Genomic DNA, 13,845 nt, shown 5'->3' on the forward strand with positions numbered 1-13,845 from the left:
AGGGGCTTCGTGCTCTATCGCTTTCTTTTATTCTTCGTCCGCGCTGTAGACGCTGAGGCCTTCAATCGGGTCCATCGGGGCTTCCCAGGGCCTGGCTTCGATCGCGCGCATGGCGGCCTCGTAGCCCGCGCGTCGGCGCGCGGCGATGCCGGACGGCGTGAAGTCGATGTCCTTCAACTGGTCGTCGCCGTCGAGTCGCGGCGCCGCCAGCTTGATGAGCCGCATGGTGGTCTCGCAGCCCCATGCCGCCAACTCCTTCACATCGAGTGCGTCGCGTTCGGCCTCGGGCACGCGCTTCGCCAGTTCGCGGATCACGTGGCGCAAGCGGTGGATCTGCTGCTGGCGCGCGATATGGCTCTCCGTGCGGCTCGCGTACTGAATGTCCTTTTGCCGCTCCGCGATCTGCCAGATGCTTTGCGGCTCGGGGCCCGCCGGATTCCACACCTGCACCGAGAAGATCACCGAACTGTGGCGCGGCTTGTCGTCCAGCACGACCTCGACCGGTGTATTGGAATAGATGCCGCCGTCCCAGTACGGCTCGCCGTCGATGCGCACCGCCGGGAACGCGGGCGGCAGCGCGCCCGAGCTCATGATGTGTTCGACATTCAGGCGCTGGTCGCGCGAATCGAAATAGCGCATTGCGCCCGTGCGGGCGTTCACCGCGCCCACGGTGAGGCGCGGGTGCCCGGCGTTCAGCAATTCGAAGTCGACCAGGGAAACGAGCGTGTCGTGCAGCGGGGCGATCCTGTAGTAGGACGCGCGATCGACGCCGAGGTGCGCGAGCGGACCGAACCACGATGCGGGGTTGGGCTGAAAGAACCCCGCAATGCCGCCGCCGATGATCATCAGCTTTGCAAACGTTTTGTCCCAGCCGGGCGCGAAGCCGGGCCACGCGGCTGCCACGTCGAGGCGGGTGCGGTCGGTCACGCGGTGCCAGAATTCGTCCAGACGCGCGAAGCGGTGCTCCGGTGCGTTGCCGGCGATCAACGCAGCGTTGATGGCGCCAATGGAGGTGCCGATCACCCAGTCCACCTGGATGCCGGCTTCGTGCAGCGCCTCATAGACGCCGAGTTGATAGGCGCCCAACGCGCCGCCGCCCTGCAACACGAGTACGACTTGCCCTGGCAACGCCAGGCTTGCCGGCTGCTTCGCTGTCATCGATCGCCTCGCTGTTTTGCTCTACCGGCGCGCGCTTTCGTGACCTGCATTCTTCAGACGCGTCGCCGTTTTCTCCGCACCATTGTAGTGGCGTTCGGAAAAGACGAGCGTTGCGTGGCAACGGCCCGGATGGCCGCCGTCGCTCAACCCGCCGAAGCGATCTGCCCTTCGAACGTCACGCAGTTGCGGCCGCCGCGCTTGGCGGTGTACAGCGCGGAATCGGCGAGTCCGTATGCGGTGTCGAAATCGGTGCCGGCCGGATTGTCGCTGACGCCGAAGCTGGCGGTGATGGGGCGGCACACCGGCGCGGCGAACGCGTGATTCGCAATGGCTGCGCGCATGCGCTCGGCGAGTTGCAAGGCATCGGCGATGTCGAAGCCCGGCAAGACGACGGTGAACTCTTCGCCGCCCACGCGACCGATGATGCCGGTCTCGCCGAGAATGCGCCGCAGGCAGTTCACGATGCCCGAGATCACGCTGTCGCCGGCCGGGTGCCCGAAGTCGTCGTTGACCTTCTTGAAGTCGTCGATGTCGAGCAGGATCATCACCGCCCGATTCGCGCGCAGCGCCTTCACCGTGCGTTCGATCACGGCGCTGCGATTGAGCACCCCGGTCAGCGCATCGTGCGTCGCGCGATATTGCAGTTGCTGCGTGAGCGCCTGCATTTCGCGCTCGGCACGATCGCTGCGTCCGATCAGGCGGCGCGTTTCGCGCATCAGGCGCTCGTAGTGCTGGATCAGCTCGATGAGCGCCTCGCGATGACTGTGCGCGTACGCCTCCGGAGCCTCGGCAATCATCCGGGCCCGCTCCAGCGCCTCGCTTTCGCTGCGGAACAGGTCGAGGTAGTGATCCTTCATTGCGTCCCGCAGGCCAGTCGTTTCCACGCGCGTCGTCCTCAAGGCATCCTCACGTTGCAACCGGGCAATCATTGAACTTGATTGCGGTGAAGTCGGTTTGCAGTTCCTCGCCGAATTCGAGGATCGTTTCGTCTTCTTCGTCGCGATACCAGTTCACCTGCACCTGGTTGCCCGCCGCGGCGGCGCGATCGAGGGCGTCGAACACGCTGAACAGCATTTTCGTGCTCGAGCTGTTGAAGTAGGTGAGCGTGACCTCGACCGTGATCGCGGCGTTTTCGCAATCCTTGAGCCAGAGATTGAGCCGCTCGATGATCGGCGCATAAAACGCGGCGGCATTCTCGGGATACGATTCGCCTCGCAGAGACAGCACGTTTTCGTCGAAGCGGAAGTCGATTTCCGGTGACGTTGCCGTGGCGGCGATAAAAAGGTTTTCCATTTTGTACGCGTGCCCTGGTCAGATGATGGTCTTGAGGCAAAACAGTGTGGTGCCCGTATCGTCTTCGCGTGGATGAAACGCGAATTCGAGCGGCGCACTGGCGTCGCGCGCCATCGTCAGAAAACCCAGTCCCGCGCCTTTGCTGTCGGCAGGCGTGTCGGCGCGCAGCGACATCTTGTAGGCCTGCTTGATTTCTTCGATCGACATGTTGCGCAGCGGCTCCAGCTTCTCGCGCAAGTCGTCCACGGCCGCCGTGGCGATGGGATTCACGCATACCATGAGGTGGCGCTCGCCTTCGGCGGAAATGCACATCGCGCCTTCGCGTATTGCGCCGCCCTGGCCTTGATCTTCCGAGAGCGCGTCGCACGAGTAGTGCACGATATTGTGCGAAAGCTCGATGAATGACGAGAAGATCCTTCTGCGCGTGGACGAACTCAGTCCCGCCACTTCCAGTTGCAGCTTGACGACCTCGCTCATCGCCGCGACGATGCTGTGCGAGAAATAGCCTTTGTGATAGAAGAGCAAACTGCGCTTCTGAGCGATTTCGAAGAAGCAGCAGTTTTGATCCAGAAATCCAGACATATTGGTGAACTACCTCAAACTCGTGCGAAGAAAAGCGTGACGTCGTCGCGACGCGCCTGTGAGCCTTGCCATTCGGCGAAGGTTTCGAGCAAGCGTGCGCAGATGAAAAAAGAAGCGTGCTCGCGCTCAGCGAGAATCCGGTCGAGCGTCCGGCGTTTGCCGAAGGCGATCTTGCGCGGGCCGCCGATCTGATCGGTCAGGCCGTCGGTGGAAACGAACAGCAGGCTGCCGTGCGGCACAGCTACAGCGTGCTGGCTCCACGTGTAATCGGCGAGGCTGTCGACATAGCCCACGCCCATGCGGTCGCCGGCAATGCTCTCGAACTGTTGCGCATCCGCACGCAATACGTGCAGCGCGACCCGTGCACCCCCAAAGTGCAGCACCTGGCTAGCGGCGTCGAACCAGAAAAACGCGGCGTCCAGACCGTCGTTGGACTGCGGGGCGTCGCCAGCGCCATTGATTTGCCCGAGCAAGCCCTTCACATTGCGATTGACGGCTGCCAGCAGCGCGGAGGGGTTGCGCGGGCCGATCTGTTCGAGCGCCTGCGAGAGCGACGCCGAGGCGAGTAAGGTCATGAACGCACCGGGTACGCCGTGCCCCGTGCAATCGGCCACCGCGCCGAACCAGCCGTCGGCGAACGCAGCGAAATGGTAGAAGTCGCCGCCCACCACGTCGCGCGGTTCCCAGACGAGCGCGGCATCGGGCAGCATGGTCGCGAGCGTTTCGCGCGAGGCGCGCAGCATGGCTTGCTGGATCACGCTCGCATATTCGATGCTCTGCATGATCTGCCGATTCTTTTCCGCCTGCATTTCCGCGACGATGGACAGCAGGCGCAAGCCGTTGCCCACGCCAGCGAAGCGGCCGTCGCGCGTCACGATGAAACCGTCGACCAGCGCCTTTTCGCCGACTTCAACCGTTTTGAACGTGAGCGCCTCGATGCTCATGGCCGCATCGACGATCAATGGCTCCTTGTCCATGAACGCGATGCAGCTCTTCTTGTCGTACAGCTCGCGGTGAAACGGCTTGCTCATTTGCGACAGAAAAATATCGCGGTTGATGAGCCCGATGGGGCGATCGTTTTCGATCACCGCGAGACTGGCCATGTCGCGCCTCGAATAGAAGATCTCCATGACGAGTGAGTTCGAATCCGAAGCGTCGATGGCCGGCACTTCCAGAGCAAGTTCTCCGGCGCTGCGCGGGCCTACGGGAAGACCCGGACGACGAAACTGCGCGAGCGCGGGGTGCATGACTATCCATTCCGATTAATATGGAGAATCAGCACGCTAATGGCTATTTATGTCATTTTCGTTACATGGACGTGAGTAGGCGCTCGAGTTCGCTTGTTTAATACACCGTATTGATCGGCGAATGCCACGCTAACGTTTGCGCGTTTTTTTCGCTTCCCTTTGCAAGGTTTCGGTGCATCACACTTCAATATAGATCCGTCCGCCTTCGACCCTGGCCGGATACGTGGCGAGCTTCTCACATACTGGTGCGCAAAGCGGTTTGCCGTCACGCACGTCGAAGCGGCCATTGTGCTTTGGACATTCGATCACATGGCCCATGACAAGACCGTCGCTCAGGTGCACGTGTTCGTGCGTGCAAAGCCCGTCGCTCGCGTAGACCTGGTCTTCCACGCGGTAGATTGCGAAGGTGCGTCCGCCGTGGTCGAAGCGCATGACGTCTTCGTCTTCGATATCGCCGAGTGCGGCAGCGTCGATCCATTGGGTCATCGGGTGTCTCCCTATTGATATTAAAGGTTGCGCGCGCAACGGCTCAGGCTTCGGCGTGACCCGGCACCGGGCGCGCCACGTGATAGTAGGGATCGCGTGTTTGCCGCACGAGCGCGGGAATGATTTCCGCGTAGGCGGCAAGGCTGCTGCGATAGGGCGGCGGCATATCCATTTTCACGACTTCGTGCAGGCGCGGCAGCGCGTGAAAAGGAACCATCGGAAACATGTGATGCTCGACGTGATAATTCATGTTCCAGTAGAGAAAGCGGAACACGGGATTCATCATCACCGTGCGGCAGTTGCGCCGGTGATCGAGCACGTTCTCGGGCATGCCCGCGTGCTGCGTGAGGCCGAAGTAGAGATAAAGCCACGCGCCGTAGAGGCTCGGTAGGCCGATATAGAGCAGCGGCAGGACGCTGCGAAAGCCGATGCACGCGCCGATCACCATCGCGTAGACGAGCAGGCTCAGGCGCGCTTCGCGAATGGCCTTGGGCCATTCGGAGGCGGGCACGAAGCTTCGTTCTTCCGCGCCCAGGCGTCCGCACGCAGCGGAGATCATGCGCGGCAGCTCGCGCGAGGCGTGCTTGAGCGCGAAGATGTTGAGGGCGAGCGAGAGCCAGTCGGTGGGGCGCGGCGCGGCGATCTCGGGATCGCGGCCCACCACGAGCGTGTCGGTGTGATGGCGCGCGTGGCTCCAGCGCCAGATCGTCGCGCAGCGGAACACCTGGAACGACGCGATCTGATAGAGCACGTCGTTCAGCCAGCGTGTCTTGAATGCGGTGCCATGACCCGCTTCGTGCCAGCGCGAATCGGCGGGGCTGCAATAGAGCGTGCCGTAGAGCAGGAACGCGGGCACGGCCCACCATGAATGCGCGTGCCAGAGGAACCCGGCGAGCACGCCGCTCGCGATGATGGCCGCGTACCAGAGCACGGTGTCGCGGATGGCGCGCGCGTCGCTGCGCTGCATCAGCTGCTTCATCACGGGGCGCGGCACGGCGCACCGGTACCAGTCCGCGTTGACGAGGCCCGCTGCGCGCGCGCGTTCGCCTGCACCGCCGATGAGCCGGTAGTCCGCGTGATGCGGCGCGTAGGCGTGAGTCTCCTGGTCGGCCACGAGTGTCTCCTTGAAGTGTTGGCGGCACGCGGCGTGCGATGCGCCGCGCGTTTCAACACAAAATAGGTGACGCAAGGCCGGGGCTCAACCGGAAGTTTGACGAAATTTCGTCAGCGAGCTTTCGGCGTCGTCAGGCTGCCACGCGCTCGCCGTGTATTTGCGCGGCGCGGGCCGTATCCGCACCGTCGGCCACGACCACCGGCACGCGCGGCGCGAGTGCGCACATCAGCTCGTAGCCAATCGTGCCCGACGCTTCGGCCACTTCGTCCACGCGCACCTGGTCGCCCCACAGCTCGACGCTCGAACCGATGCCCGCCTGCGGGCACGGCGTGAGATCGACCGTGAGCATGTCCATCGAGACGCGCCCGACCACGCGCGTGCGCACGCCGTCCACGGCAATCGGCGTGCCGGTGGGCGCGTGGCGCGGATAACCGTCCGCATAGCCGCACGCCACCACGCCGATGCGCATGGGCCGGTCGACCTCGAAGGTGCGGCCGTAGCCGATGGTTTCCTGCGGCGCGAGCGTCTGCACGCCGATGATGCGGCTCGTGAGCGTCATGGCCGAACGCAGCCCGAAGCCTTCCAGATGCCGCGCCACGCCCGTGGGCGACGCGCCATAGAGGATCGTGCCGGGGCGCACCCAGTCGCGATGCGCGCGCGGGTGCCAGAGCACGCCCGCCGAATTCGACACCGACTGCTCGCCGGGAATGCCCTGCACCGCCGCGTCGAAGGTGTCGAGCTGCCAGTCGATGTGGCCGTCGTCGGCGTTCGCGAAGTGCGTCATGAGGCCGATCGCGCCGATCGACGCAATGCCGCGTGCGCGTTCCCACGCGGCGCGATATGCATGGGGACGGAAACCCAGGCGGTTCATGCCCGAGTTCATCTTCAGCTGGATATCGATGGGATGCTGCGGCTTCGCTGCCGCGAGCAGATCGAGCTGCTCGTCGCAATGCACGGCCACGGTGAGCCGGTGCGCTGCGGCCAGCTCGATGTCGGCGGGTTCGAACACGCCTTCGAGCAGCAGCAGCGGTTTGGTCCAGCCCAGTTCGCGCACGCGCACGGCTTCATCGAGGTCGAGCAGGGCGATGCCGTCGGCGCCCGCGAGCGCCGTATAGATGCGCTCGATGCCGTGTCCGTACGCATTGGCCTTGATAACGGCGAAGGCACGCGAGCCGGCGGCGATCTGCTTCGCCAGCTGCAGGTTGTGACGGATGGCGTCGGGTTGAATGCGGGCGGCGATGGGGCGCGGCATAGGCGTTCCTGTGGGTTGGACAGCGACGGTCTAGTGGTTTGTGCAATCGTATTGATTTTCGTCCAGTTATTTTTAATGTATTTTTCGACGAATTTGGTCGAAACGACTGTCGCTGCGTCCCGCAGGGCAACGGGTCAGCCCGCCATCAGATGCGCCTCCACGAGCGGCGCCAGCGCCTGGGCGTGGACGCTCGCGAGATCGTGCTCGCCGCCGCGCACCACGTGCAGCGTGGATTTCGCGAGCAGCGCGTTGAGCCGCTCGCCGACCGCGACGGGACTCAAGGGATCGTTGTCGCCCCAAAGCAGCAGGGCCGGCTGGGTGATGCGTGATATCTGGTTCGAAAGGTCCGCATGGAACGAGACGAACCACTCGGGGAACGCGCTCGTGTCGCCCGCGCGCCAGTTCTGCGCGCCGAGCGCCGCGGTGTCGATGCCGCCCGACGTGACCGAGAGCACCAGATGCGTGACGAACTGCGGCTTCTCGAGCGCCGCGCACACGGCGATGACGCCGCCCATCGACTGGGCGATCAACGCCGTGGGCCGATCCAGCATGGCCAGCACGCGCTGGACGATGGCGTCGATGCTGGCGACCGCCGGGTCCGGCGGTTCGCCGCCAAAACCCGGATAGCCGACGAAGCGGCGCGCTGCCGGCGTGACGAGCCGATCGGACAGCGGTTGCCAGAAGGCCTTGTTGCCGGAGGCGCCGGGCAGGAAAAGCAATTGTTCGGGAGTGCTCACGTGTGTTTCTCCGGGGGGGCGTGCAAGGCATGACGGGTTCATGGCGCCTCGTCCGCCGGCTGTTGCTCACGGGCGCGCGATTCGAGCAGCTGGATCAGCAGGCGCGCAGGCTCGCTCAGCGTACCGGGCGCGCGATGCACGAGGCCGACGTCGCGGTGGAACGTGTGCTGCCCGAGATCGATTGCGCGCACTTTGGCGGGCCAGCGCCGCCACGCCGACGTTTGCGGCACGAGCGCGACGCCCACGCCGTTCGCGACGAGCCCGACGATGGCCTCCAGTTCGTCGAGCTCGCTCAGGTCCTGCACGGTGTAGTGCATGCGGCGCAGGAAGCGGTCGACCTGGCGCCCGCCGAACGATGCCCGATCGTAGCGGATGAAGGGTTGCGTCGCCAGCAGCTCGGCCCAGTCGTGGCCTTTCACGTGACGCGGCACGATGAGCCGGAACGGCTCGCGCGCGAGCGTGGTCCAGCGCAAGTCGCTTTGCAGTGCGAAGGGTGGCCGGATGATGGCCGCCATGTCGATTTCGCCCGCATCCACGAGATTGTGAAGCTCCATCGAAACGCCGGGGATCACCCGCGTGCGGCAGCCGGCACAACGGCGGTGGAATTCGGCGAGCGCCTCGGGCACCAGCGCGCGCTGCACGGAAGCGATTGCGCCGAGCGTGACGCGCCCGGTCGCCGCGGGACCGGCCGCGCTCGAACTGAGGTTTTCATAGAGCCGGATGACTTCGTGCGCCTGGGCGAGGATCTGCTGGCCCATCGCGTTCAGGCGCGCGGCGCGCCCCTCGCGGTCGAACAGCGCGAAACCCAGCGCCGCCTCGAGTCGCTGCATTTGCGCGCTCACGGCGGCCTGGGTCAGGCCGATCTTCTGTCCCGCCGCGGCGAACGTGCCTTCTCTCGCCACGGCCACGAGGGTTCTGAGTTCGCGTATCATTCATCAAGAATATTTGTATATCAGAAAATTATATATTGATTTTGTTTTTGATTCGGCCTGTCTACCATGGCGGGATCGCTTTCGAAGACAGTGGAGACACGCATGTCGCTTTCCCCCTTTCACCTCGCCATTCCCGTTTATGACCTCGCAGCCGCGCGCGACTTCTACGGCCGCGTGTTCGGCCTCGCGGAAGGGCGCTCCAGCGCGCAGTGGGTCGACTTCGACTTCTTCGGCCATCAGCTCGTGATTCACGAGCACCCGAAAACGGCCTCGCAGGACCACGCGCACACGAACCCCGTGGACGGCCACGACGTGCCGGTGCCGCACTTCGGCGTCGTGCTGGGCTGGGGCGACTGGGAGGCGCTGGCCGAGCGCCTCAAGACCTTCGGCGTGAAGTTCGTGATCGAACCCTACGTACGCTTCAAGGGGCAGGTGGGCGAGCAAGCCACGATGTTCTTGCTCGACCCGTGCGGCAATGCGCTTGAATTCAAGGCGTTCAAGGACATCGGCCAGCTGTTCGCCAAATAAGCGCGACTCGCCGCAAGGTGGTCAAGGCGCGGGCGCAGGCATGAACCTGAACGACGGCGTCGCCACGAAATTGCCCGACACCTCGCCCGAATACACCTGGCCCGAATCGATCGTGAGCTTCATCACGGGCGCGCCGGGCTTGAGGTCGAGCTTGCTCAGCGAGATCCAGAAGGTGTCGGGGCGCGTGGCGGAATCGAAGTAATAGACGCGGTTCGTCTGGTCCGCCACCGTGCGCCAGATCGTCGACGAGAGATTCGGCATGTTGGGCGTGGTGATGCCGAGCGGCACGCTCACCGAGCGCATGAGGCTCATCACGCTCGCCACGGCCTGATAGTTTGGGTTCTGCTGCGGCACGCCCGCCATATAGGCCGGATCGGGTTTCTTCGGAATGGCATCGAGTAGAAACGAGGTACGCACGAATCGGTCCGCCGCGCGATTCGTGCCGGGCAGAAAGGCGAGCCCGCCCACGCCTTTCCAGTACATGTCGAGCGCGAGTTGTTCGGGGTAGATCGGCGAGTTCGTCATCACCTTGTACGCCTTGTCGTGCATGATCACGAGTTTGCCGTCGATATATTCGAGGATGGCCGAGTCGCCTTGCGAATCGGAAAGCGCGAGGTGGATCGTGATCGGTTTGCCGTCGGGCAGCGGCGGCGCAATGATCTGGAATGGCTCGTGGCCAAGCGCATCGGCGGCCTCGCCGACGGTGGCGAAATTGTCGAGCACGTATTGCGCCCACAGGCTGATGGCGAGCGGCGGCCGCCCCGAGTTGGGCTTGCCATAATCGGTTTCGGCCAGATAGAGCGCGTTGGCCGCGAGGCCGCGCTCGTTCATGCCGTCCACACTGCCGATGTCGTAGCCCGAGACCACCACGCTGCCGTATTTCGAGCGCCAGTGCGACGAGCGCGGGCCCGCGTTGCCGTCGCGTTCGATCCCGGCCGGAAAGACCCAGAGGTTCGAGCGCATGTCCTCGGACCAGTCCATCGAACGTCCCGTGATGACGAGGCCGCTGTCGCCCACATAGAGCGCGCGCGTGCAGGCTTGTGCGGAATCGATGACGAGCGGCGCAGCCAGCAAGGCGAGCGAAGCGGCAAGCACGCGGGCTTTCAGGCGCAGACGCGAACCAACCTGACGGGACATGATGGCGTTCCAGTTGCAGGACGCGCCGATCATGTCATGGAACGCGCTTTGAGCCGTTCCAACTTGGCCGAAGCACAGGCATGCCCTCGCGCGCGCTATGCGGCGCGGATAGCCTGGTGCGGTTGTCGCTGGCCGGTTGGCCGTTTATCGGCGGCTCAGTGGTGCAGATACAGCACGGCGCGCGAATGCGAGTGCGTGCCCATGCCCGACTGCGATGTGGCGCCCGGCACGCCGCCCACGCCCCAGAGCGTGGCATCGTCGGCGCCGCTGCGCGTCGCGACGCGGGCTTCGGCGGCGTGCACGTCGGCGGGAAGCTGCGCATGCGCCGCGGGGCCGCTGTTCAAATCGAGCTGGGTGTAGGCGTGGCCGCTTTGCGCGAAGGCAGCGGCCGGCAAGAGCAGCGCCGCAACGAGCGCGGTTGAATAGATTCCGGTTTTCATGATCCGACCTCCATCGTGTTCGCCGCGATGCCACCGGCGAAGGGCCTGGCGGCTCGCAAATCGAGCATAGGAGCGGATTCTTAACGGTGGATTAATGCCAATGCGCAGACGCGTTTTAAGCGATTTTTAAGTCTTGCTCGACATAGTAGAAAACGCCTCCCGGCGCAAACCGCGCGTGGAGACTCGAACAATGGAGGATGAGATGCGTTTTCGCACTGCTATGGCGGCGGCCGCACTGGTGTGCGCACCGGCCCTCGCATTGGCGGCCCAGCCGCTTTTCGTCAACGTCGACGGCCACCTCGTTCCGGCTCAGGGCGACACCCATGTGGTCCAGACCTCGGCAGGCCCGCTCAAGATCAGTACGTGGAGCTGGCATAGCCCGAACGGCGCCAGCAGCATTCAGGTTCAGAGCAGCAGCGGCGGACCGCCGCCCGCGTGGGCGCTGCAGCAGATGCGCGCAATGACCACGCAGATGTGGGCCATGCAGGCCCAGATGCAGCAGCTCCAGCAGGCGGCATTCAACGGTGCGTTCGCGATGCCCACACCGATGCCGGTGCTGTTCGCGGTGCCCGCGTGGGCGATGCCGGGGCCGGTGATCGTCGTCTATCCGGGGCATGCGCCGGCGCCTGCATCGGGACAACCGCCCGCGATCGCACCGCCGCATGCGCCGGCAGTGAAAGCGTAAGCGCGCAACGCAGTGAGGGCCGGGCCGCCAGTTGATGCTGGCGGCCGTCGACGATAATCAGGAAAACTGAAGACCATAAGCGTGCAGGCGTGCAGCTTGTGAATGCTAGTGTGAGCGAACAATGGACCTGCCACGGTTCTACGTTGAAGAGCACGCCATGCCCGGCGCGTCGACGGACGACCTTACGCTCAAGCCGCTCCACCAGTTGCCAAGTCTTCGGCAGTCCAGCTACGGGGGAGAAGGCATTTGATGATCTGGTGGTTCATCGGTCACGCCTGGGCGGGCGGCGCTGGCAAAAGGATCATCGCGGATTGACCGGGCGGTCCAACGACGGCGTCTACGGGCCGGGACACCGCTTCGATGTCGACGCGTCCATTGCGGACATCTATCTGGTCAGCCGATAAAACCGGAACTGGATCATTGGACGCCCCGTCATGTACGTTGTGATCGACGTTTTCTCGACCATGATTGTGGGAATGTTTGTCGGCCTGGAGCGATTCTCGACCTCGAGGAGGTCACCCACATCATGATCCGCAGTGTGCTGCACTGTAACTATCACAGCCGGCTTGGCATGACCGGCAAGTCAGCGACCAAAAACGCGTATGCCTGCACCTGGTTCAACCGCTGCCGATGCACCTGGAACTCGAATCTGCGCTGTCTTCGCGGATCCGTAGCGGATCCGTCCGTCGCAATCCACTTGCGCACTCGACGTGGCAGCACATGTATGCGCAAGCCCATGGCCAGGCCTCGGAAAGTGGTTTCCGGTCCATCGCATCCACACTGAGCGTTGCGGGACTGAGCGGGATCGCCAAATCGACGGCACTGGAATCCATTCTCCGGCTATATCTGCAGGCTATCCGTCACCAGCAGTACAGTGGCCACGAGCCTGTTCAGGTGCAGATCCACTGGCTGAAGATCGAATGTCCGTTCGACGGTTCGCACACTGAGTTGTGCCACGCTTTCTTTCGGGCCGTTGACCCGGCGATTGGAGATGAGCGCTATGCCAAACGCTACCGGTCAGTACGCAGGATCGTCCCGCTTGTTCACCAGATTGAGCAGATCGCGAGCATGCATTTCGTCGGCGTACTGATCATCGACGACCTGAAGCATCCGCGTGTGGCGAAGACCGGTGGCAAGAAAAACATGGTCAGCTGCTTTGTGAACCAGGCAGGCACGGAAGACACGGGTGCGTTGGACGTGCGGGGCATGCTTGATTGCGTGCATTTCGTTCACGATCTGCTTAACTCCCCATTGGGTCAGGTAGGTCGCCTTCGCCTGCGTGTTGCGTATCAGAACCGTATTCGTGAATTGGGCTTTGGATGGGGATTGCAGGTACACGCGAAAGCATTCCAGGAACACTTGAACGGAGAATTGGATGATGCATTTCTTTGCACGGTAGTGCTGGCCCTGCAAAGAGTGTCCGATGAGGATGCAGTTCGCAACACGAGCACGAGGGCCGCTGAATCTCAATCTGGGCGTTCCCTGGCGTCGCCTCCATCCAAGCCACATGCGGCGCACCGAGGCCGGATACGCGACGAGCTGTCAAAAATCCCGAAAACGACGCTCGAAGACCTGTGGCGCAGAGCGAATCGCATCACGCCGTGGGTCTACGAGCATGACCGCACATGGCTTGTTGAAACGCTCTCAATGCCGGCAACGGACGGAACGCGCCGAAGATCGTCCTCAGAAACTGCGTCACCGGACGACGAGCGTTTCGCAGCGTACGTTGACACGGTGGCCGCCGAGTTACTCGCCCGGTCCGGCAAACCACAACAGGTAGCGAAGGAGCGCTTGCTCGCAGCGCTTCCAGTGTCTGTCGCGGACACACACCGACACCGCGAACACTATCCGCGCACGCTCGAGCGGGTTACCGACAACCGGGAGTCGACGTGGCACTTCAGCGCAAGGCGGTTGTGGTGGGCATGTGCGGTGCTAGGCGCACGCGGAGACGCGCCGCTGATGTTCGGAGCTGTAGTTCTGTCCGGTGTAGGACTATACGCTGCTCAGGCAATCATCGAATACTGCGGATGGGAGCATTTGCTACCTCTGGCTGCAAATATCGATGTGCCGGAAAACTGTCCGGCGCGGGAATTACGATCAAATGGGAAGGTCCCCCTGCGTGGCGAGGTCGGGCTATCGGGGGGGGCGGGCATATCGACGTCGGAAGTGAGGTGGATCGAGAGTCTTCAAGCGAGGCAGTTGGTGCGAACAGCTCCCTGAAAGTGCGTGGACGGTACGCCCTTCAGTCAGTGCC

Annotated in this window: 15 protein-coding genes; 3 read left to right on the top strand and 12 right to left on the bottom strand. The window is 63.6% G+C overall.

What is annotated here, in order from left to right:
• Positions 1 to 27: 27 nt before the first annotated feature.
• From AB4Y42_RS07650 to AB4Y42_RS07695, 10 genes are all read right to left on the bottom strand, one after another.
• Positions 28 to 1,158: a patatin-like phospholipase family protein gene (locus AB4Y42_RS07650; RefSeq protein WP_368693813.1), complete on the bottom strand. Its 1,131-nt coding sequence runs from the start codon at positions 1,156 to 1,158 to the stop codon at positions 28 to 30.
• A gap of 143 nt (positions 1,159 to 1,301) precedes the next feature.
• Complete coding sequence (locus AB4Y42_RS07655; RefSeq protein WP_368691018.1) at positions 1,302 to 2,015, bottom strand: GGDEF domain-containing protein; 714 nt, start codon at positions 2,013 to 2,015, stop codon at positions 1,302 to 1,304.
• Positions 2,016 to 2,064: 49 nt separating this feature from the next.
• Positions 2,065 to 2,451, bottom strand: a complete 387-nt coding sequence (locus tag AB4Y42_RS07660; protein WP_342921995.1) for a DUF1987 domain-containing protein — start codon at positions 2,449 to 2,451, stop codon at positions 2,065 to 2,067.
• Between the two features lie 18 nt (positions 2,452 to 2,469).
• A complete protein-coding gene (locus AB4Y42_RS07665) occupies positions 2,470 to 3,033 on the bottom strand; it encodes a SiaB family protein kinase (protein WP_368693814.1) in 564 nt (187 codons plus the stop codon).
• Between the two features lie 14 nt (positions 3,034 to 3,047).
• The gene (locus AB4Y42_RS07670; protein ID WP_368693815.1) at positions 3,048 to 4,280 is read right to left on the bottom strand and encodes a SpoIIE family protein phosphatase; all 1,233 of its coding nucleotides are present in this window, start codon (positions 4,278 to 4,280) and stop codon (positions 3,048 to 3,050) included.
• A gap of 177 nt (positions 4,281 to 4,457) precedes the next feature.
• Positions 4,458 to 4,766 (bottom strand): non-heme iron oxygenase ferredoxin subunit, encoded by a 309-nt coding sequence (locus AB4Y42_RS07675; RefSeq protein ID WP_368693816.1) that lies wholly within the window; start codon positions 4,764 to 4,766, stop codon positions 4,458 to 4,460.
• Positions 4,767 to 4,809: 43 nt separating this feature from the next.
• Positions 4,810 to 5,880 carry a fatty acid desaturase family protein gene (locus AB4Y42_RS07680; protein ID WP_368693817.1) on the bottom strand — a complete coding sequence of 357 codons (1,071 nt, stop codon included), beginning with the start codon at positions 5,878 to 5,880 and terminating at the stop codon, positions 4,810 to 4,812.
• Positions 5,881 to 6,010: 130 nt separating this feature from the next.
• Positions 6,011 to 7,132: an alanine racemase gene (gene alr / locus AB4Y42_RS07685; RefSeq protein ID WP_368693818.1), complete on the bottom strand. Its 1,122-nt coding sequence runs from the start codon at positions 7,130 to 7,132 to the stop codon at positions 6,011 to 6,013.
• A 134-nt stretch (positions 7,133 to 7,266) separates the two neighbouring features.
• On the bottom strand, positions 7,267 to 7,869 hold the full coding sequence (locus tag AB4Y42_RS07690; RefSeq protein WP_368691013.1) for an alpha/beta fold hydrolase: 603 nt from the start codon (positions 7,867 to 7,869) through the stop codon (positions 7,267 to 7,269).
• A gap of 38 nt (positions 7,870 to 7,907) precedes the next feature.
• The gene (locus AB4Y42_RS07695; RefSeq protein ID WP_368691012.1) at positions 7,908 to 8,801 is read right to left on the bottom strand and encodes a LysR family transcriptional regulator; all 894 of its coding nucleotides are present in this window, start codon (positions 8,799 to 8,801) and stop codon (positions 7,908 to 7,910) included.
• Positions 8,802 to 8,903: 102 nt separating this feature from the next.
• Here AB4Y42_RS07695 and AB4Y42_RS07700 point away from each other — a divergent pair, with 102 nt between their 5' ends.
• Positions 8,904 to 9,329 carry a VOC family protein gene (locus AB4Y42_RS07700; protein ID WP_342921987.1) on the top strand — a complete coding sequence of 142 codons (426 nt, stop codon included), beginning with the start codon at positions 8,904 to 8,906 and terminating at the stop codon, positions 9,327 to 9,329.
• Between the two features lie 21 nt (positions 9,330 to 9,350).
• Here AB4Y42_RS07700 and AB4Y42_RS07705 read toward each other — a convergent pair whose 3' ends face one another.
• Positions 9,351 to 10,466, bottom strand: coding sequence for a linear amide C-N hydrolase (locus AB4Y42_RS07705; protein WP_368693819.1), 1,116 nt, complete (start codon positions 10,464 to 10,466; stop codon positions 9,351 to 9,353).
• Positions 10,467 to 10,621: 155 nt separating this feature from the next.
• Positions 10,622 to 10,906: a hypothetical protein gene (locus tag AB4Y42_RS07710; protein WP_368691010.1), complete on the bottom strand. Its 285-nt coding sequence runs from the start codon at positions 10,904 to 10,906 to the stop codon at positions 10,622 to 10,624.
• Between the two features lie 202 nt (positions 10,907 to 11,108).
• Here AB4Y42_RS07710 and AB4Y42_RS07715 point away from each other — a divergent pair, with 202 nt between their 5' ends.
• Together AB4Y42_RS07715 and AB4Y42_RS07720 are read left to right on the top strand one after the other, a co-directional pair.
• Positions 11,109 to 11,591, top strand: coding sequence for a hypothetical protein (locus tag AB4Y42_RS07715; RefSeq protein ID WP_368693820.1), 483 nt, complete (start codon positions 11,109 to 11,111; stop codon positions 11,589 to 11,591).
• A 720-nt stretch (positions 11,592 to 12,311) separates the two neighbouring features.
• Positions 12,312 to 13,811, top strand: a complete 1,500-nt coding sequence (locus AB4Y42_RS07720) for an AAA family ATPase (RefSeq protein WP_368693821.1) — start codon at positions 12,312 to 12,314, stop codon at positions 13,809 to 13,811.
• The last annotated feature ends 34 nt before the right edge of the window (positions 13,812 to 13,845 follow it).

The organism is Paraburkholderia sp. EG286B, from assembly GCF_040965655.1.
Lineage (GTDB): Bacteria > Pseudomonadota > Gammaproteobacteria > Burkholderiales > Burkholderiaceae > Paraburkholderia.